This window comes from Roseateles sp. (assembly GCF_047654785.1).
GTDB lineage: Bacteria > Pseudomonadota > Gammaproteobacteria > Burkholderiales > Burkholderiaceae_C > Pelomonas.
In genome coordinates, this window is sequence record NZ_JASGKQ010000001.1 from 641,676 (window position 1) to 659,485 (window position 17,810).

Below are 17,810 nucleotides of genomic sequence, written 5' to 3' on the forward strand. Positions count from 1 at the left end.
GCGCCGTCGCGCTTACTGCGTCTTGGCCTCGGTCTTGGCGGTGTCCGCGGCCTTGGCCTCGGCGTGCTTCTTGGCGTGCTTGTCGTGCCCATGCTTGCGGGCGTGCTTGGCGTGGGCGGTGCTGCTGGCGGCCGCATCCGGAGCGGCGGGCGTGGCCGGGGCGGCGGGGCTCTGCGCCAGCGCCACGCCCGAGGCGAGCGTGACGAGGGCGGCGGCGAGGGTGGTCTTCAGCGTGTTCATCAGGGGTGCTCCAGCGAGTGGGGGTGTGGGCTTCGCGCGAAAGCTTGCGTCGTCAACGACGCCTCGCGGCGCCGGGTTGACGGGGCCGCTGCGCTTTGCAAAGCCTTACACGGGCCGGCCGCGCTGCTAGCATGCCGCGCATGACCAAGTTGCTCGATCAGGACTGACGCCGGACGCGCGCGCCGCGCGCCGTCCGCATCCCCGGCGGGGCCACCCCCGCCCGTCGAGTCCTGAACGCAGCCCGTCATGCCCGCCCGCCTCCTCCGCTTCTTCACGCTCGCGCCCGGCGACCTGCTGCGCGACGCCGTCTACCGGCGGCTGTGGTCGTCCATCCTGATCTCGTCGCTCGGCGGCCAGATCACCCTGCTCGCGCTGCCGCTGACCGCAGCGGTGCTGCTGCGGGCCAGCCCCACGCAGATGGGCCTGCTGCAGGCCATGGAGATCCTGCCCTTCGTGCTGTTCTCGCTGCCGGCCGGCGTGCTGCTGGACCGCTGCGCCAAGCTGCCGGTCTACGTCTGGGGCGAGAGCCTGCTGGCCGTGGCCGTGGCCACGGTGCCGCTGGCGGCGTGGCAGGGCTGGCTGGGCATGGGCTGGCTGTACGTCGTCGGCTTCGTGCTCGGCTGCGTCTACACGGTGGCCGGCAGCGCCGCGCAGATCGTGCTGACCCAGGTGGTGCCGCGCGAGCGGCTGGTGGAGGCGCATGCGAAGAACGCGCTGGCGTCCTCCGGCGCCGAGGTGGCCGGCCCGGGCCTGGCGGGCGCGCTGATCAAGCTGTTCGGCGCGCCGCTGGCGCTGGCCGTGGACGCGCTGCTGCTGCTGGCCTCGGCCGCCATCCTGCGCGGCATCCGGGTCACGGAGACGCCGGCGGAAGGCCGCCGCGGCGCGTTCTGGGCGGAACTGAAGGCCGGGCTGCGCTTCGTGCGCGAACGGCCGCTGCTGGTCAGCCTGGCCACGGCCACCGGCGGCTGGCAGCTGTGCCACAACGCGGCGCTGGTGGTGCAGATCCTGTTCGCCACGCGCGAGCTGCACCTGAGCCCGAAGGCCATCGGCCTGTCCTACATCGCGCTGGGCGCCGGCACCGTGCTGGCCAGCGTCTTCGGCCACCGCATCAGCCGCCGCCTCGGGCCGGGGCCCTGCCTGGTGCTGGGCTACGCGGCCTGCGGCCTGGGCTGGGGGCAGCTGGCGCTGGCACCCGCCGGCCGGGCCGGCGTGGCCAGCTTCGGGCTGATGCTGTTCGCGTTCGGCGTCGGGGCGGTGCTGATCTTCATCAACTTCCTGTCGCTGCGCCAGGCGGTCACGCCCGCGCCGATGCTGGGCCGGATGACCAGCACGATGCGCTGGCTGATCCTGCTGCCCGCGGGCCCCGGCGCGCTGATCGGCGGCTGGCTGGGCGAGCACCTGGGCCTGCGCGTGGCGCTGGGCTTCTCGGGCGCGGGCGCCTGCCTGCTGGCGCTGCTGGCCTGGCGCCACGGCGTGATCCGCAGCGTGCGCGAGCTGCCCCGGCCCGTGGAGGTGGCCGCCCCATGACCGACCCGCTGCTGATCGACATCCCCGAGCGCCTGGACGGCGAGCGCAGCGTGCTGCTGGCGCCGCGCGCGGGCCTGGGCGCGGAGATGGCGGTGGTGATCGCGCAGTCGCTGCCGCAGCTGCGGCCCTGGATGCCCTGGGCGCAGGAGGCGCCGACGGCCGAGAGCGCCGAAGCGGTGATGCGGCGCATGCAGGCCGATTTCATCGCCCGCCGCGACCTGTGCTTCCAGATCTACGCCCGCCGCCCGGACGGCCGCGCCGGCCGGCTGCTGGGCGGCACGGGGCTGCACCGCATCGACTGGGAGCTGCGCCGGTTCGAGATCGGCTACTGGATCCGCCCCGAGGCGCAGGGGCGGGGCCATGTGAGCGACGCGGTGCGGCTGCTGGCGGCGCTGGCTTTCGACCGGCTGGCCGCGCGCCGCGTGGAGATCCGCTGCGATGCGCGCAACCTGAAGAGCCGGGCCGTGGCCGAGCGCTGCGGCTTCGCGCTCGAAGGCATCCTGCGCCAGGACAGCCTGGGCGTGGACGGCTCGCCGCGCGACAGCTGCGTCTACGCGCGCATCGGCTGACGGCCGGGGCCGAGGCGGTCCACGGCGTCGGTGATGAGGCCGTCGATGCCGTCGGCGATGAGCCGCCCGGCCACGTCCGCGTCGTTGACCGTGTAGACCAGCGCCCGCCAGCCCTGGCCGTGCAGGCGCTCGATCAGCGCGCGGTCCATCAGCCGCCAGTTCGTGATGACGGCGGCGACGCCCAGCCGCGCGGCCGCGCCGGGCCAGCCGTCCCACAGCGTGTCCAGCAGCAGCGCGCGGGGCAGCGCGGGCGCGGCGTCGCGCGCGGCGGCCAGCGCCTCGGGCTTGAAGCTGCTCAGCAGCGGCGGCGTCCCGGCCCCGGCCCACAGCCGCGCGGCCTCGCGGGCGACGGCGGCGCCGGTGCGCGCCTCCTCGCCCGGGCAGGGCTTGATCTCGAGGTTCAGCGCGCAGCCGTTGGCGCGGCAGAAGGCGGCGACCTGCGCGAGGCGCGGCAGCGGCTCGGCGGTGTACGGCGGGCTGTGCCAGCCGCCCGCGTCCAGGCGGGCGAGCGCGGCCCAGTCCTGCCCGGCCGGCGAGCCGCTGCCGCTGCTGGTGCGGTCCAGCGTGTCGTCGTGCAACAGGAAGGCTTCGCCGTCCCGGCTGAGCTTGACGTCACATTCGAAGGCTCGGTGCCCGAAACCGGCGCCCACGCGGAACGCGGCCAGCGTGTTCTCCGGGGCGAGCCGGCCGGCGCCGCGGTGGGCGAGCCACAAGGGGTAGGGCCAGGAGGTCATCCCACGGATTCTGGGGCGAAAACCCCCGGGGTACGATCCGCAGCCGCTCCCCTTTCCGTCTATGAACGCCCCGCATCCCCTGATGCCGGTCGCCGCTGATGCGGCCGACACCAACGCGCCGCGCCTGCGCGAGATTCCGTACAACTACACCTCGTTCTCCGACCGCGAGATCGTCATCCGGCTGCTCGGCGCGCGTGCCTGGGCGCTGCTGGACCGGCTGCGCGCGGAGCGGCGCACGGGCCGGTCCGCGCGCATGCTGTACGAGGTGCTGGGCGACATCTGGGTGGTGCAGCGCAACCCCTACCTGCAGGACGACCTGCTGGACAACCCCAAGCGCCGCGCGCTGCTGATCGAGGCGCTGCACCACCGGCTGGCCGAGGTGCAGAAGCGCCGCGACCCGGCCGCCGACCCGCAGCGTGACGGCCACGTCGGCGAGCTGCTGCAGGCCGCGCGCGACGCGGTGGCGCGGTTCGCGGCGATGTTCGAGCAGGTGGCCAGCCTGCGCCGGCGCGCGGCCCGGCGGCTGGCCCGGCACACGGCGCGGGACAACATCAAGTTCGACGGCCTCTCGCGCGTGGCCCACGTGACGGACGCGACCGACTGGCGCGTCGAGTACCCCTTCGTCGTGCTGACGCCCGACACCGAGGCCGAGATGGCGGGCCTGGTGGGCGCCTGCTTCGAGCTGGGGCTGACGGTGATCCCGCGCGGCGGCGGCACCGGCTACACCGGCGGCGCGGTGCCGCTGGTGTGGAACAGCGCCGTCATCAACACCGAGAAGCTCGAAGCGCTGCGCGGCGTCGAGATGCTGAAGCTGCCGGGCCTGGACCGCGAGGTGCCGACCATCTTCAGCGAGGCCGGCGTCGTCACGCAGCGCGTGGCGGACCTGGCGGAGCAGCACGGCTTCGTGTTCGCCGTCGACCCGACCTCGGCCGAGGCCAGCTGCATCGGCGGCAACGTGGCGATGAACGCGGGCGGCAAGAAGGCCGTGCTGTGGGGCACGGCGCTGGACAACCTGGCCTCCTGGCGCATGGTGACGCCCGAGGCCAAGTGGCTGGAGGTCGTGCGGCTGAACCACAACCTCGGCAAGATCCACGACGTGGAGGTGGCGAGCTTCGAGCTGCGCCATTTCGACGCGACGGGCCAGGTGCTGGAGCGCACTGAGCGGCTGGACATCCCCGGCCGCGTGTTCCGCAAGGAGGGCCTGGGCAAGGACGTGACGGACAAGTTCCTCGCCGGCCTGCCGGGCATCCAGAAGGAAGGCTGCGACGGCCTCATCACCAGCGCGCGCTGGATCGTGCACCGCATGCCGGCGCACACGCGCACCGTCTGCCTGGAATTCTTCGGCAACCCGAAGGACTGCGTGCCCAGCATCGTCGACATCAAGGACTACATGTTCAGCATCGCGTCCACCGGCGTGCTGCTGGCCGGGCTGGAGCACCTGGACGACCGCTACCTGAAGGCGGTGGGCTACGCGACCAAGAGCAAGCGCGGCGGCCTGCCGAAGATGGTGCTGGTGGGCGACATCGTCGGCGACGACGCGGACGCGGTGGCGCGCGCGACGAGCGAAGTGGTGCGCCTGGCCAACGGCCGCTCGGGCGAGGGCTTCGTCGCGGTCAGCGCCGACGCGCGCAAGAAGTTCTGGCTGGACCGCAAGCGCACCGCCGCGATCAGCAAGCACACGAATGCGTTCAAGGTGAACGAGGACGTCGTGATCCCGCTGCCGCGCATGGGCGAGTACACGCTGGGCATCGAGCGCATCAACATCGAGCTGTCGCTGCGCAACAAGCTGGAGCTGGCGGACGCGCTGACGGCCTGGTTCGCCACCGGCAAGCTGCCGCTGGGCAAGGGCGACGACGCCGGCGAGATCCCCAGCGCCGAGCTGCTGGAGGACCGCGTGCAGCAGGCGCTGGCGCTGCTGCGCGAGGTGCGCGCGCTGTGGCAGCAGTGGCTGGACGGGCTGGACGGGCTGGACGGCGGCGGCTTCTTCGAGCGCCTGCAGACGCATGAGCTGCGCGCGTCGTGGAAGGCGCAGATCATGAAGCCGCTGCAGTCGCTCTTCAGCGGCGCGGCCTTCGAGCCGCTGCTGGCCGAGTGCCGGCGCATCCACAAGCAGGTGCTGCGCGGCCGCGTCTGGGTCGCGCTGCACATGCATGCGGGCGACGGCAACGTCCACACCAACATCCCCGTCAACAGCGACAACTACGCGATGCTGCAGACGGCCCACGAGGCCGTGGCGCGCATCATGGTGCTGGCGCGCTCGCTGAACGGCGTGATCTCGGGCGAGCACGGCATCGGCATCACCAAGCTCGAATTCCTGACTGACGACGAGCTGGCCGCGTTCACCGACTACAAGCAGCGCATCGACCCCGAGGGCCGCTTCAACAAGGGCAAGCTGCTGCGGCAGGCGCCGGGCCACGCCGAGCCGGCCGATACCGCTGGCGGCGCCCTCCATGCCGACCTGCGCAACGCCTACACGCCGTCCTTCGGGCTGATGGGGCACGAGTCGCTGATCATGCAGCAGAGCGACATCGGCGCCATCGCCAACTCGGTGAAGGACTGCCTGCGCTGCGGCAAGTGCAAGCCCGTCTGCGCGACCCACGTGCCGCGCGCCAACCTGCTCTACAGCCCGCGCAACAAGATCCTCGCCACGTCGCTGCTGGTCGAGGCCTTTTTGTACGAGGAGCAGACGCGCCGCGGCGTGTCCGTCAAGCACTGGCAGGAGTTCGAGGACGTGGCCGACCACTGCACGGTCTGCCACAAGTGCTTCAACCCCTGCCCGGTCAAGATCGACTTCGGCGACGTGACGATGGCCATGCGCAACCTGCTGCGCAGGATGGGCCAGAAGACCTGGCGCCCTGGCAACGCGGCGGCGATGTTCATGCTGAACGCGACCAACCCCGAGACCATCAAGCTCGCGCGCACGGCGATGGTGGGCGTGGGCTTCAAGGCGCAGCGGCTGGCGGCCGAGCTGCTCAAGCGCGTGGCGCGCCGGCAGACCAGCGCGCCGCCGGCCACGCTGGGGCCGGCGCCGGTGAAGGAACAGGTCATCCACTTCATCAACAAGAAGCTGCCCGGCGGCCTGCCCAAGAAGACCGCGCGCGCGCTGCTGGACATCGAGGACAAGGACTACGTGCCCATCATCCGGCCGCCCGCCACGCCGAGCGAGACGGAGGCCGTCTTCTACTTCCCCGGCTGCGGCTCCGAGCGGCTGTTCAGCCAGGTGGGCCTGGCGACGCAGGCCATGCTCTGGCATGCCGGTGTGCAGACCGTGCTGCCGCCCGGCTATCTGTGCTGCGGCTACCCGCAGCGCGGCTCGGGCCAGAACGACCGCGCCGAGAAGATGATCACCGACAACCGGGTGCTGTTCCACCGCGTCGCCAACACGCTGAACTACCTGGACATCAAGACCGTGGTGGTCAGCTGCGGCACTTGCTTCGACCAGCTGCAGGGCTACAAGTTCGAGGACATCTTCCCCGGCTGCCGCATCATCGACATCCACGAATACCTGCTGGAGAAAGGCATCACGCTGGGCTCCAAGGGCAGCTACCTGTACCACGACCCCTGCCATTCGCCGATGAAGCAGCAGGAGCCGATGAAGACGGTGAAAGCGCTGGTCGGCGAGGGCGTCGTGAAGAGCGAGCGCTGCTGCGGCGAGAGCGGCACGCTGGGCGTGACCCGGCCCGACATCGCCACGCAGATCCGCTTCCGCAAGGAGGAGGAGCTGCGCAAGGCCGAGACGCAGCTGCGCGCGTCGGGCCAGGCCGGCGCCAGCGACAACCTGAAGATCCTCACCTCCTGCCCGAGCTGCCTGCAGGGCCTGAGCCGCTACGGCAACGACCTGCAGAACGGGCTGCTGGAGGCCGACTACATCGTCGTCGAGATGGCCCGGCAGATCCTGGGCGAGAACTGGATGCCGGACTACGTGGCCCGCGCGAACGCGGGCGGCATCGAGCGGGTGCTGGTGTGAGCGCGGCGGCGTGCCCGCTGTGCGACGCCGACGGCGGCCTCGTCGTCGTGCGCACGCCGCGGTTCCGCGTCGTCCGCGTGACCGACGAGCCGTCGTTCCCGGCCTTCTACCGGCTCATCTGGGCGCGCCATGTCGCCGAGTTCAGCGACATCGGCGACACGGATCGTCACGCCTGCATGGACGCGGTGACCGAGATCGAGCGGGTTCTGAGGGCTTTGCTGCGCCCGACCAAGGTGAACCTGGCCTCGCTGGGCAATGTGGTGCCGCATTTGCACTGGCACGTCGTCGCGCGTTTCGCGGGCGACAGCCACTTCCCCGCGCCCATCTGGGCGCCCGCGCAGCGTGCGGCGGTGCCGGCGCTGGCGTGCGCGCTGGACGAGGTGGACGCTGCGATCGCCCAGCGATTGGCGGGCAACGCGCCGCAGTAGGCGCCGTCGCCGGGGGCGCATTGGCGTCGCCGGGCGCGGCCTGCAGGCGCTGCATGACCGGGCCGGCACCGGCGCTGCGGCCGCCCGTCCGGGGCCCGGCGCGGGCGGGACTGCCATTCGCCATCGCGCGCGGCCATCCGGGATTGCCCGCTCGGGTGGTCCCCGTACCTGCGGGAAGTGACAACCCGGATGCCGCGCGGCGACACACTTTGCGCCGCTTCGTAGAGCGCCGAGGCCGGCGGTGGGCGTGATGTTGGTAGGAACGCCCCCGCAGGCCAGCCGAGACATGGTGGCGCTTCCCGTGGAGATCCCGCGGGCGAAGCCGGTGCGCCGTCTGTCACGGCGACTTTTGAGGAAATACCAAGATGAGCTTTGTTTATGTGAACCGGAGAACCCTGCTGGCCGTGGCCTGCGGCCTGGCCCTTGCCGGGGCAGCCCAGGCGGGCGTGTCCAACCAGCAGGTCGACCGGGGCCTGGCCAGCATCGTGCAGCGCGCGGCACCCGTCACCGACCGCCTGATCATCGGCTACCGCGATGCCGCCCAGGCCGACGCCGCCGACGCCCGCGTGCTCAGCGCCCGCACGGTGGCCGCCGGTGCGATGTCCACCCGTCTGTCCCGCATCAACGCGGCGCTGGCCCAGCGCGGCGCCAAGGCCGGCCTGCTGCGCCAGATGGGCACGGGCGCCCACGTGTTCAAGCTGAACAAGGCCATGAGCTACACCGAGCTGCAGAGCCTGGCCACCGAGCTGAAGGCCGCCGACGCCAACATCGCCTACGCGGAACCCGACCGCAAGATGTATCCGCTGATGACGCCCAACGATGCGAGCTACGCCTCGCAATGGGACCTTCACGAAGCGACCGGCGGCATCCGCGCCCCGGCCGCGTGGGAATTGGCCACCGGCACCGGCATCACCGTCGCCGTCATCGACACCGGCATCCGGCCGCATGCCGACCTGGCCGGCCAGACCGTGGCCGGCTACGACATGATCAAGGACACCACCATGGCCAACGATGGCAACGGCCGCGACAGCGACCCGAGCGATCCCGGCGACTGGACCGCCGCCAACGAATGCGCGTCCGGCGAGCCGGCCAGCAACTCCAGCTGGCACGGCACGCACGTGGCCGGCACCATCGCCGCCAGGACGAACAACGCGTCGGGCGTCGCCGGCATCGCCTTCAACGCCAAGGTGCAGGCCGTGCGCGTGCTGGGCAAGTGCGGCGGCTACACCTCCGACATCGCCGACGGCATCATCTGGGCCTCGGGCGGCACCGTCAGCGGCCTGCCGGCCAACGCCACGCCGTCGCGCGTCATCAACATGTCGCTGGGCGGCGGCGGCGCTTGCGACACCACGTCGCAAAACGCCATCAACAGCGCCCGCTCGCGGAACACGGTCGTCGTCGTCGCCGCCGGCAACGAGAACCAGAACGCCAGCAACTCCAACCCGGCGAACTGCTCCGGCGTCATCACCGTGGCCGCCACCGACCGCAACGGCGCCCGCGCCTACTACTCGAACTACGGTGCCGTCGTGACGCTGGCCGCGCCGGGCGGCGACGTGCGCTCGTCCAGCAGCAACGGCATCCTGTCCACGCTGAACGCCGGCACGCAAGGCCCCGGTGCCGACAGCTACGCGTACTACCAGGGCACGTCGATGGCGGCGCCGCACGTGGCCGGCGTCGTCGCGCTGATGCTGAGCGCCAAGCCCAGCGCCACGCCGGACCAGGTCAAGGCCGCGCTGCAAAGCAGCGCGCGCGCCTTCCCCGGCACCTGCTCGCAGTGCGGTTCGGGCATCCTGGACGCGGCGGCCGCCGTGGCCGCGATCACCGGCGGCAGCACGCAGCCGCCGGCGGCCGTGAGCGAGGTGGAGTCCAACAACACCCTCGCCACGGCCAACACGGTCGCCGCGCCGGCCACCGTCAACGGCACCATCGGCTCCACCCGCGACACCGATTACTTCAAGGTGACGCTGCCCGCCGGCAAGACCCTGAGCGCCACGCTGACCGCGGCCAGCACCGGCAACGACTTCGACCTCTACGTGAAGAACGGCTTCGGCAGCACGCTGGCCAGGAGCGAGAAGCCCGCCGGCCAGGCCGACGGCACCACCTACGCCAACGGGGGCTCCACCCCCGTCACGGTGTACGTGCAGGTGCTGCGCTACAGCGGCACGGGCGCCTACACGCTGAAGCTGCAATGGTGAGCGGCGCGTCGCGCTGAATGAGCAACGGGGCCTTCGGGCCCCGTTTTTCATGAGGCGCTCAGGCGCCGTCCACCAGCACGCGGTTGCGCCCGCCGCGCTTGGCGGCGTAGAGCGCCTGGTCGGCGCGCCGCAGCAGCGTGTCGGCCTGCTGCGGCGGCAGGCCGCCGGCAATGCCCACGCTGATGCGCACCGCCAGCCCCGGCGTGGTGGCGGCCCAGTCGTGCTCGGCCACGGCCAGGCGCAGCCGCTCGCAGATCTCGGCGGCCTGCGCCGGGGCGATGCCGGCCAGCACCGCCATGAACTCCTCGCCGCCGACGCGGGCCACCAGGTCGGCGCTGCGCAGGCGGTGGCGCAGCAACTGCGCGAGCTGCTGCAGCACCGCGTCGCCGACGGCGTGGCCGTGGCTGTCGTTGATGCGCTTGAAGTGGTCCACGTCCAGCGCCGCCACGCTGATGACCTGGCCCGCCAGCCGCGCGCCCTCCACCAGCAGCGGCAGCGCGAACTCGGCGTGGCGGCGGTTGTGCAGGCCGGTCAGCACGTCCTCGTGCGCGGCGCGCTCCAGCGCCAGCGCATGCTCGCGCAGGCGCTGCTGCTCGGTTTCCAGGTGCGCGGCGCGGGCGCGCTCGCGGCGGGCGTCGGCGGCCGCGACGTCGGCACGGGCCTGGGCCTGCTCCACCTGGTCGCGGATCAGGATCACCTCGGTCTGCAGCATCAGGTTGTCGCGGCTGATCTGGCGGTCCAGGCCGACGAGCTCCTCCAGCCGCGCCAGCGCCTCGCGGAACTGGCCGCAGGCCTTGTGCGCCTCGTACAGAGCGCGCACCAGCAGCCGGCGCAGCTTGGGCGGCGGCTCCACGCAGGCCTGCAGCAGCGCCTCCAGGATGCGCGCGGACTGCAGCGGCTCGCCCTTCAGGCGCAGGAAGATGGCGCGCTGCGCGTCGGCCTCGATGGCCAGCGTGGGGTAGCCGTGGTCGTGGGCGAGGTGGCCGAACTCGTTGAGCGGCGGCAGCGCCTCGTCCGGCTGCCCGCTGGCGAACAGCGCGTTGACGAGGTTGGACAGCGCCACCGCCACCTCGAACGGGCCGCCGCCTGCGCAGCGCGCCCGCGCCGTGGCCTGCTCGGCGGCCTGCCGGGCCTGGGCGGCGGCCTCGGCCTGCGCGGCGGCGTCGCCCAGGGCGGCGGCTTCCTCGGCGCGGCGCAGCCAGAAATAGGCCAGGTTGTTCTGGCACGAGAACAGCACCTCGTGCGCGCCGGCCTGCGCGGCGATCTCCTGCGCCTGCTCGGTGGACGCGCAGGCCTGCACCGGGTTCTCCAGGCTGGCGTAGGCCACGGCCACGCGGTTCAGCGCCCAGGCCTCGCGCGCGGGGTCGCCGGCGCGGCGGGCGCAGCTCAGCGCACGCATGCCGCAGGACAGCGCCTCGCGCGCCAGCATCAGCTGGCTGTAGACGAAGGACTCCGAGGTCAGCGCGTCGGCCCGCAGCAGGTCGTCGTCCAGCCGCTCGGCCAGCGCCAGCGCCTCGGTGGCGCTGCGGGCGCTGGCCGTCAGGCGGCCCAGGCGCGGGTACTGGTGGGCCAGCTGCGCCAGTACCGCGCCGCGCCGCCGTGCCTCGGTGGCGGGGCAGGCGGCCAGCAACTGCTCCAGCGCGTCGGTGGAGGCCTGGTAGGCGCCGGCCGCCGCGCGTTGCTGCTGGACGGCGAACGCCGCGTCGAAGGCGGCGGCATCGAAGTCGGCGCCCGGCGCGGGGTGGTCGGGGGAGGTGGCGGGCGGGTCGGCCATGGCAGCGCGATTTTGCCCAGCCCCACAATGCCGGGCATGCGCGACGCCGCCGTTTTCGGGATCGACTTCACGAGTGCGCCCCGCGCCGCCAAGCCCATCCGGGTGGCCGAGGGGCGGCGCCACGGCGCCGTGGTGCGCCTGGCCGGGCTGGCGGCGCTGGCCAGCCTGGACGCCTTCGCCGCCTGGCTGGCCCGGCCGGGGCCGTGGGTGGCGGGGCTGGACCTGCCGTTCGGCCTGCCGCGCGAGCTGGTCGAGCAGCTCGGCTGGCCGACCGGCTATGCGGCGCTGATGGCGCACTACGCGGCGCTGGGCCGCGCCGAGATCCGCGCGCTGTTCGCCGCCTTCTGCGCCGCGCGGCCGGCGGGCGCCAAGTTCGCGCACCGCGCCTGCGACGGCCCGGCCGGCGCCAGCCCGAGCATGAAGTGGGTGAACCCGCCGGTGGCCTGGATGCTGCATGCCGGCGTGCCCCGGCTGATCGCGGCGGGCGTGCATCTGCCGGGGCTGCTGGCCGGCGACGAGCGCCGCGTCGCGCTGGAGGCCTACCCGGGGCTGCTGGCGCGCGAGCTGATCGGCCGGCGCCCGTACAAGAGCGACGCCAAGGCCGCGCAGACACCCGAGCGGCTGATCGCGAGGAAGGACATCGTCGATGCGCTGGAGCAGGGCCGCACGCGGCTGGGCCTGCGGCTCAAGCTCAGCGCTGCGCAGCGCGACGCACTGGTGGCCGACGCGAGCGGCGACAGCCTGGACGCGGTGCTGGCGATGCTGCAGGCGGCCTGGGCGGCGGACCGGCCCGCCTACGGCTGGCCCGAGGGCGTGGACCCGCTGGAGGGCTGGATCGCCAGCGCCTGAGCCGGGTTCACAGCTGCGACGCCAGCAGCCGGCTCCAGCGCTCGGCCAGCTTCTCCGTCCACGGCCGCCGCCGCCAGGCCTCGAAGGTGATGAGCTCGGCGCGCGCCAGGTCGGCCTCGAAGACCTCGGTCTGGCGCTGCGCGAAGCCGCGGTCCAGCAGGTTCAGCGTGGCTTCGTCGTTCAGGCGGAACGAGCGGTTGTCGAAGTTGGTGGAGCCCACCGACGTGAGCAGGCCGTCCACGATCATCACCTTGCAATGGAACATGGTGGGCCGGTACTCGGCGATGGTGGCGCCGGCCTGCAGCAGCGGCCCCCAGGTGGCGCGCGAGGCGTGGCGCACCGCGTCGCTGTCGATGTGCCTGCCGGGCACGACGACGCGCAGCCGCACGCCGCGCCGCATCGCGGCCACCAGCGCCTCGTGGGTCAGCGCGTCGGGCACGAAGTAGGCGGCCGACAGGTCGATGGACCGGCTGGCCGCCGTGATGGCGAACAAATACATCAGCTGCATGCTCTCGCTGCCGCCGCTGGGCGAGCTGCTGAACATCTGCGCGGCCATGCGGCCCGGCGCCTCGGGCTCGGGGAAGTAGGCCGGGCCATGCAGCACCTCGCCGGTGACCTTGAGCCAGTTGTCGAGGAACACCGACTGCATCTGCGCGACGACCGGGCCGGTGACGTGGAAGTGCGTGTCGCGCCAGTGGTCGGCGTCCTGCGCGTGGCCGGTCCACTCGGTGGCGATGCCCACGCCGCCGGTGAAGCCGATGCGGCCGTCCACCACCAGCAGCTTGCGGTGCGTGCGGTTGTTCAGGCGCGCCAGGTGCGTCCAGTGCGGCGGGTGGAAGCGCCGCACCGCGACGCCGGCCGCCTCCATCTGGCGCAGCAGCGCGGCGTCCATCTTGGCGCTGCCCAGCCAGTCCAGCAGCACGTGGCAGCGCACGCCGCGGCGCGCGGCATCGGACAGCGCCTGCGCGAATTCGCGGCCGATGTCGCCGGACCAGTAGATGTAGGTCTCGAAGGTGATCGTCGCCCGCGCGCCGCGGATGGCCGCCAGCATCGGCGGGAAGATCTCGTCGCCGTTCAGCAGCGCCGTGGCGTGGTTGCCGGCCACGAACGGCGGGCCCAGCAGCACGCCCAGCTCGCGGGCGAACTGCGGGTCCTCCAGCGGGTAGAGCCGCGCCACGTGCCGCTCGATCTTCTTCTCGCCGCTCATGAAGTTCACGGCCAGCAGCACGGCCACCAGCGCCACGGCGAAGCCGATGGCCATCCAGGCGGCGTTGCCGAGGAGGTGGGCGGCCATGATGCCGGGTGCGCTACTTGCGCATCAGCGTGGATTTGCCGAACAGCGACTCGATCAGGTCCACGGCGACCAGCGCGGTCTTGTTCTTCTCGTCCAGCGCCGGGTTCAGCTCCACCAGGTCCAGCGAGGCCATGCGGCCGGTGTCGGCGATCATCTCCATGCACAGGTGCGCCTCGCGGTAGGTCGGGCCGCCGGGCACGGTGGTGCCGACGCCGGGCGCCATCACGGGGTCGAGGAAGTCGACGTCGAAGCTGACGTGCAGGTGGGTGTTGTCGTCCAGCGTGGCCAGCGCCAGCTCCATCGTGTGGCGCATGCCCATCTCGTCGATGTAGCGCATGTCGAACACCTCCAGGTCGTGCTGGTGCACGAAGGCGCGCTCGCCCTCGTCGACGCTGCGGATGCCGATCTGGCGGATCCACTTGGGGCTGACGGCCGGCACGTGGCCGCCGATCTCGATCAGCTGCTGCGGGCCGAAGCCGCACAGGCAGGCCACCGGCATGCCGTGGATGTTGCCGCTGGGGGTCAGTTCGCTGGTGTTGAAGTCAGCATGCGCGTCCAGCCACAGCACGCGCAGCTTCTTGCCCAGGTCGCGGCAGTGGCGCGCCACGGCGCTGATGGAGCCCAGGCCCAGGCAGTGGTCGCCGCCCAGCATGATGGGCAGGCGGCCGGTCTTGAGCTCGGCGTAGATGGCGTCGTGGACGCTGCGGTTCCAGGCGACGACTTCGTCCAGGTGCCGGTAGCCGGCGACGGGCGGCAGCCAGGGGTTGGGCGGGCCGGCGAGGTTGCCGCGGTCGACCACGTCCACGCCGCGCGCGCGCAGCGCCTCGGCCAGGCCGGCCACGCGCATGGCCTCGGGGCCCATGCTGGCGCCGCGCGCGCCGGCGCCGATGTCGGTGGGCGCGCCGATCAGGGAGACGTTTCTGAGCTGGGTCATGGTGTGGCGGGGGCGGCGAGTTCGGGTTGGGCTTCGAGCAGCGCCCAGGCTTCCTCGGCGGTCTCGACGTAGTGGAAGAGCTGCTCGTCGCCGGGGCTGATCATGCCGGTTTCCAGCAGCGCGTCGACGTTCAGCACGCGCGTCCAGAACTCGCGGCCGAACAGCAGGATGGGGCGGCGGCGGCTCTTGCCGGTCTGGATCAGCGTCAGCGTCTCGAACAGCTCGTCCAGCGTGCCGAAGCCGCCGGGGAAGCACACCAGCGCGACCGAGCGCATCAGGAAGTGCATCTTGCGCAGCGCGAAGTAGTGGAAGCGGAAGCACAGCTCCGGCGTGATGTAGGGGTTGGGGCACTGCTCGTGCGGCAGCACGATGTTCAGCCCCACGCTCTTGCCGCCCACCTCGTAGGCGCCGCGGTTGCCGGCCTCCATGATGCCGGGGCCGCCGCCGGTGGCGATGACGACCGGCCGGCCGCGCTCGGCGCAGGCAGCCGTGGCGATCTGTGCGAAGCGGCGCGCCTGCTCGTAGTAGCGGCTCATGGCCTGGCGGCCGCGCGCGGCGCGCAGCGCCGCCTCGTCGCCGCTGGCCTCGGCCGCCTCGACCAGCGACCGCGCGGCCTCGGCCGACAGGATGCGCGCGCTGCCGAAGATGACGATGGTGGACTTGACGCCCTGTTCGTTCTGGATCAGCTCCGGCTTCATCAGCTCCAGCTGCATGCGCACCGGGCGCATGTCCTGGCGCAGCAGGAAGCTGTCGTCGCTGAAGGCCAGCTGGTAGGCGCTGCCCGGCTGGTCGTACTCGGGATGGGGCTGCAGCGTGCAGTACTCCTCCCAGGCGGTCGGGAAGTTGCTCGTCGGGACGTCGGTGGGTTTCATGAGCGGGGGATCGTGGGCGGGTCGGCCCGGGATTTTGCGGGGCAAAGCGGCGCGCGCGCCGGAGGTCATCCGCCGCAGACCGGGCAGTGCGGGTCGCGCGGCACGGCGATCTCGCTCCAGCGCATGCGCCGGCCGTCCAGCATCAGCAGCCGGCCGGCCAGCGGCTCGCCCATGCCCGCGAGCAGCTTGAGCGCCTCGGCCGCCTGCACGCTGCCGATGATGCCGACCAGCGGCGCGAACACGCCCAGGGTCGCGCAGTCCGCCTCCTCGACGCCGGCCGTGGGCGGGAACAGGCAGGCGTAGCAGGGGTGCTGGCGCGAGCGGGCGTCATGGACGCCGACCTGCCCGTCGAAGCCCAGCGCCGCGCCCGACACCAGCGGCCGGCGGTGGCGCACGCAGGCCGCGTTGACGAGCTGGCGGGTGGCGAAGTTGTCGGAGCAGTCGATGACGACGTCCGCGCCCGGCACCTCGCGGTCCAGCAGTGCCGCGTCGGCCCGCAGGTTCAGCGCATGCACCCGCACGCCGGGGTTCAGCGCCGCCATGCGCGCGGCGGCGGACTCGACCTTGGGCTGGCCCAGGCCGCCCATGTCGTGCGCGATCTGGCGCTGCAGGTTGGCCAGCGACACGGTGTCGGGGTCCACCAGCGTGATCCGCCCCACGCCGGCCGACGCCAGGTACAGCGCCACCGGCGAGCCCAGGCCGCCGGCACCGATCACCAGCGCGTGCGCGTCCAGCAGCCGCTGCTGGCCGGCGATGCCGATCTCGTCCAGCATCAGGTGGCGGGCATAGCGCAGCAGGTCGTCGTCGGTCATGCGGGCAGGATAGCTCGCGGTTACCGGCGAGGTTCGTGACGGGGGGGCGCGGAGCAATTGCCCACCCCGCGTCCCGGCGCCCAACCCGGTCTTCGCTCCAAAGTGCAAAAAAGAAGGGCCCCCTGGGAGGCCCTGTGTGTGCAAAGGGGGGGCGCCCGGCGCCGGCTCACTCGGCCGGCTTGGCCTCGGCCTTCTGTTCCAGCGGCGTCTTCGAGGCGACCACCGGCAGGCCCTTGAGCTGGTTGAACGCCTGCACCAGCGGGAAGTCCTCGGCGCTGCCGAACTCCGGCAGCGGCTTGGGCGGCTCGTTGCGCTTGGCGTATTCGGCCTCCAGCTTGGCGCGGGCTTCCTCGCGGGCCTTCTGGCGGGCTTCGTTGTCCTCGGGGCCGTTCTCCAGGTGCTTCTGCAGGTCGGCCTCGCGCATGCGCAGCGCCGCGAAGACGTTGCCCTCGGCGGTTTCGTCCAGCAGCACGTCGGGCGTGATGCCCTTGGCCTGGATGGCGCGGCCGGCCGGCGTGTAGTAGCGCGCGGTGGTGATCTTCAGCGCCGTCTCGGGGCCGAGCTGGCGCACGGTCTGCACCGAGCCCTTGCCGAAGGTCTGCGCCCCCATGATGGTGGCGCGCTTGTGGTCCTGCAACGCGCCGGCCACGATCTCGCTGGCGCTGGCCGAGCCTTCGTTTACCAGCACCACCAGCGGCACGTTCTTCAGCGCGGCCGGCAGGCGCCGGATCGGGTCGTCGCCGCTACGGCGGCGGTAGTCGTCCGGCAGCGCCTTGTAGCTGGCCTTGGACTCGGCGATCTGGCCGTTGGTGGACACCACCTCCACGCCCTTGGGCAGGAACGCGGCGGAGATGGCCACGGCGCCCTCCAGCAGGCCGCCCGGGTCGTTGCGCAGGTCCAGCACCAGGCCCTTCAGGTGGGGCTCCTGCTTGTAGATCTCCTCGAGCTTCTTGGCGAAGTCGTCGACGGTGCGCTCCTGGAACTGGCTCACGCGCAGCCAGGCGTAGCCCGGCTCCACGACCTTGGCGCGCACGCTCTGGACCTTGATCTCCTCGCGGGTGATGGTCACCGGGAAGCTGCGGTTCTCGGCCTTGCGGTAGATGGTGAGGCTGACCTTGGTGGCCGGCTCGCCGCGCATCTTCTTGACGGCCTGGTCGATGCTCAGGCCGCGCACGGCGGTGTCGTCGATGCGGCTGATGAGGTCGCCGCTCTTCAGGCCGGCGCGGAACGCCGGCGAGCCCTCGATGGGCGAGACGATCTTGACCAGGCCGTCCTCCATGCCGATCTCGATGCCCACGCCGACGAACTTGCCGGACGTGCCTTCGCGGAATTCCTTGAAGGACTTCTTGTCGAAGAACTGGGAGTGCGGGTCCAGGCCCGAAACCATGCCGCCGATGGCGTCGTTGATGAGCTTCTTCTCGTCCACCGGCTCGACGTACTCGGCCTTGACCAGTCCGAAGACGGCGGCGAGCTGCTGCATTTCCTCCAGCGGCAGCGGGGACAGGCTGCTGCGCGCGTTGGCCTGCAGCTGCATCGTGGTGAGTGCACCGGCCACGGCGCCGAGGGCGACCCAGCCGGCGACTTTCAATTTGGAGCTCATGACGGCGAGTCCTTT

At 72.3% G+C, this 17,810-nt stretch carries 14 protein-coding genes; 6 read left to right on the plus strand and 8 right to left on the minus strand.

The window, feature by feature from the left end:
* Nucleotides 1-12: 12 nt before the first annotated feature.
* Entirely contained in the window at nucleotides 13-240 is a 228-nt protein-coding gene (locus tag QM788_RS02970; RefSeq protein ID WP_415659971.1) for a hypothetical protein, read from the minus strand.
* A gap of 246 nt (nucleotides 241-486) precedes the next feature.
* On the opposite strand from QM788_RS02970, the gene QM788_RS02975 reads away from it, so the two are divergent.
* Both QM788_RS02975 and QM788_RS02980 read left to right on the plus strand, forming a co-directional pair.
* Nucleotides 487-1,767: an MFS transporter gene (locus tag QM788_RS02975; protein WP_415659972.1), complete on the plus strand. Its 1,281-nt coding sequence runs from the start codon at nucleotides 487-489 to the stop codon at nucleotides 1,765-1,767.
* Nucleotides 1,764-2,336, plus strand: a complete 573-nt coding sequence (locus tag QM788_RS02980; protein WP_415659973.1) for a GNAT family N-acetyltransferase — start codon at nucleotides 1,764-1,766, stop codon at nucleotides 2,334-2,336. The genes QM788_RS02975 and QM788_RS02980 overlap by 4 nt, the downstream gene beginning before the upstream one ends.
* On the opposite strand, the gene ugpQ is transcribed toward QM788_RS02980, so the two are convergent.
* Nucleotides 2,318-3,070, minus strand: coding sequence for a glycerophosphodiester phosphodiesterase (ugpQ, locus tag QM788_RS02985; protein WP_415659974.1), 753 nt, complete (start codon nucleotides 3,068-3,070; stop codon nucleotides 2,318-2,320). The two genes, QM788_RS02980 and ugpQ, sit on opposite strands and share 19 nt — an antisense overlap.
* Before the next feature lie 61 nt (nucleotides 3,071-3,131).
* Here ugpQ and QM788_RS02990 point away from each other — a divergent pair, with 61 nt between their 5' ends.
* The 3 genes from QM788_RS02990 (at nucleotide 3,132) to QM788_RS03000 (ending at nucleotide 9,660) form a co-directional block, all read left to right on the plus strand.
* Complete coding sequence (locus QM788_RS02990) at nucleotides 3,132-7,037, plus strand: DUF3683 domain-containing protein (RefSeq protein ID WP_415659975.1); 3,906 nt, start codon at nucleotides 3,132-3,134, stop codon at nucleotides 7,035-7,037.
* The gene (locus QM788_RS02995; protein ID WP_415659976.1) at nucleotides 7,034-7,465 is read left to right on the plus strand and encodes an HIT family protein; all 432 of its coding nucleotides are present in this window, start codon (nucleotides 7,034-7,036) and stop codon (nucleotides 7,463-7,465) included. The genes QM788_RS02990 and QM788_RS02995 overlap by 4 nt, the downstream gene beginning before the upstream one ends.
* A 365-nt stretch (nucleotides 7,466-7,830) precedes the next feature.
* Nucleotides 7,831-9,660 carry a S8 family peptidase gene (locus QM788_RS03000; RefSeq protein ID WP_415659977.1) on the plus strand — a complete coding sequence of 610 codons (1,830 nt, stop codon included), beginning with the start codon at nucleotides 7,831-7,833 and terminating at the stop codon, nucleotides 9,658-9,660.
* A gap of 58 nt (nucleotides 9,661-9,718) precedes the next feature.
* On the opposite strand, the gene QM788_RS03005 is transcribed toward QM788_RS03000, so the two are convergent.
* Nucleotides 9,719-11,434 (minus strand): diguanylate cyclase, encoded by a 1,716-nt coding sequence (locus tag QM788_RS03005; RefSeq protein ID WP_415659978.1) that lies wholly within the window; start codon nucleotides 11,432-11,434, stop codon nucleotides 9,719-9,721.
* 36 nt (nucleotides 11,435-11,470) lie between these two features.
* Here QM788_RS03005 and QM788_RS03010 point away from each other — a divergent pair, with 36 nt between their 5' ends.
* A complete protein-coding gene (locus QM788_RS03010; RefSeq protein WP_415659979.1) occupies nucleotides 11,471-12,283 on the plus strand; it encodes a DUF429 domain-containing protein in 813 nt (270 codons plus the stop codon).
* A gap of 7 nt (nucleotides 12,284-12,290) precedes the next feature.
* Here the strand turns inward: QM788_RS03010 and QM788_RS03015 are convergent, their stop codons facing one another.
* The 5 genes from QM788_RS03015 to QM788_RS03035 form a co-directional block, all read right to left on the minus strand.
* Entirely contained in the window at nucleotides 12,291-13,577 is a 1,287-nt protein-coding gene (locus tag QM788_RS03015) for a phospholipase D-like domain-containing protein (RefSeq protein WP_415659980.1), read from the minus strand.
* Between the two features lie 13 nt (nucleotides 13,578-13,590).
* Entirely contained in the window at nucleotides 13,591-14,511 is a 921-nt protein-coding gene (gene rocF / locus QM788_RS03020; RefSeq protein ID WP_415659981.1) for an arginase, read from the minus strand.
* Nucleotides 14,508-15,383 carry an LOG family protein gene (locus QM788_RS03025; protein WP_415659982.1) on the minus strand — a complete coding sequence of 292 codons (876 nt, stop codon included), beginning with the start codon at nucleotides 15,381-15,383 and terminating at the stop codon, nucleotides 14,508-14,510. The genes rocF and QM788_RS03025 overlap by 4 nt, the downstream gene beginning before the upstream one ends.
* Before the next feature lie 65 nt (nucleotides 15,384-15,448).
* The gene (locus QM788_RS03030; RefSeq protein ID WP_415659983.1) at nucleotides 15,449-16,195 is read right to left on the minus strand and encodes a HesA/MoeB/ThiF family protein; all 747 of its coding nucleotides are present in this window, start codon (nucleotides 16,193-16,195) and stop codon (nucleotides 15,449-15,451) included.
* 166 nt (nucleotides 16,196-16,361) lie between these two features.
* Nucleotides 16,362-17,795 carry a S41 family peptidase gene (locus tag QM788_RS03035; protein ID WP_415659984.1) on the minus strand — a complete coding sequence of 478 codons (1,434 nt, stop codon included), beginning with the start codon at nucleotides 17,793-17,795 and terminating at the stop codon, nucleotides 16,362-16,364.
* Nucleotides 17,796-17,810 lie beyond the last annotated feature (15 nt).

Bases quoted from the DNA above. Each gene is read 5' to 3' on its own strand.
- QM788_RS02970 (WP_415659971.1), bottom strand. From the start codon at position 240: ATGAACACGCTGAAGACCACCCTCGCCGCCGCCCTCGTCACGCTCGCC.
- QM788_RS02975 (WP_415659972.1), top strand. From the start codon at position 487: ATGCCCGCCCGCCTCCTCCGCTTCTTCACGCTCGCGCCCGGCGACCTG.
- QM788_RS02980 (WP_415659973.1), top strand. From the start codon at position 1,764: ATGACCGACCCGCTGCTGATCGACATCCCCGAGCGCCTGGACGGCGAG.
- ugpQ (WP_415659974.1), bottom strand. From the start codon at position 3,070: ATGACCTCCTGGCCCTACCCCTTGTGGCTCGCCCACCGCGGCGCCGGC.
- QM788_RS02990 (WP_415659975.1), top strand. From the start codon at position 3,132: ATGAACGCCCCGCATCCCCTGATGCCGGTCGCCGCTGATGCGGCCGAC.
- QM788_RS03000 (WP_415659977.1), top strand. From the start codon at position 7,831: ATGAGCTTTGTTTATGTGAACCGGAGAACCCTGCTGGCCGTGGCCTGC.
- QM788_RS03005 (WP_415659978.1), bottom strand. From the start codon at position 11,434: ATGGCCGACCCGCCCGCCACCTCCCCCGACCACCCCGCGCCGGGCGCC.
- QM788_RS03010 (WP_415659979.1), top strand. From the start codon at position 11,471: ATGCGCGACGCCGCCGTTTTCGGGATCGACTTCACGAGTGCGCCCCGC.
- QM788_RS03015 (WP_415659980.1), bottom strand. From the start codon at position 13,577: ATGGCCGCCCACCTCCTCGGCAACGCCGCCTGGATGGCCATCGGCTTC.
- rocF (WP_415659981.1), bottom strand. From the start codon at position 14,511: ATGACCCAGCTCAGAAACGTCTCCCTGATCGGCGCGCCCACCGACATC.
- QM788_RS03025 (WP_415659982.1), bottom strand. From the start codon at position 15,383: ATGAAACCCACCGACGTCCCGACGAGCAACTTCCCGACCGCCTGGGAG.
- QM788_RS03030 (WP_415659983.1), bottom strand. From the start codon at position 16,195: ATGACCGACGACGACCTGCTGCGCTATGCCCGCCACCTGATGCTGGAC.
- QM788_RS03035 (WP_415659984.1), bottom strand. From the start codon at position 17,795: ATGAGCTCCAAATTGAAAGTCGCCGGCTGGGTCGCCCTCGGCGCCGTG.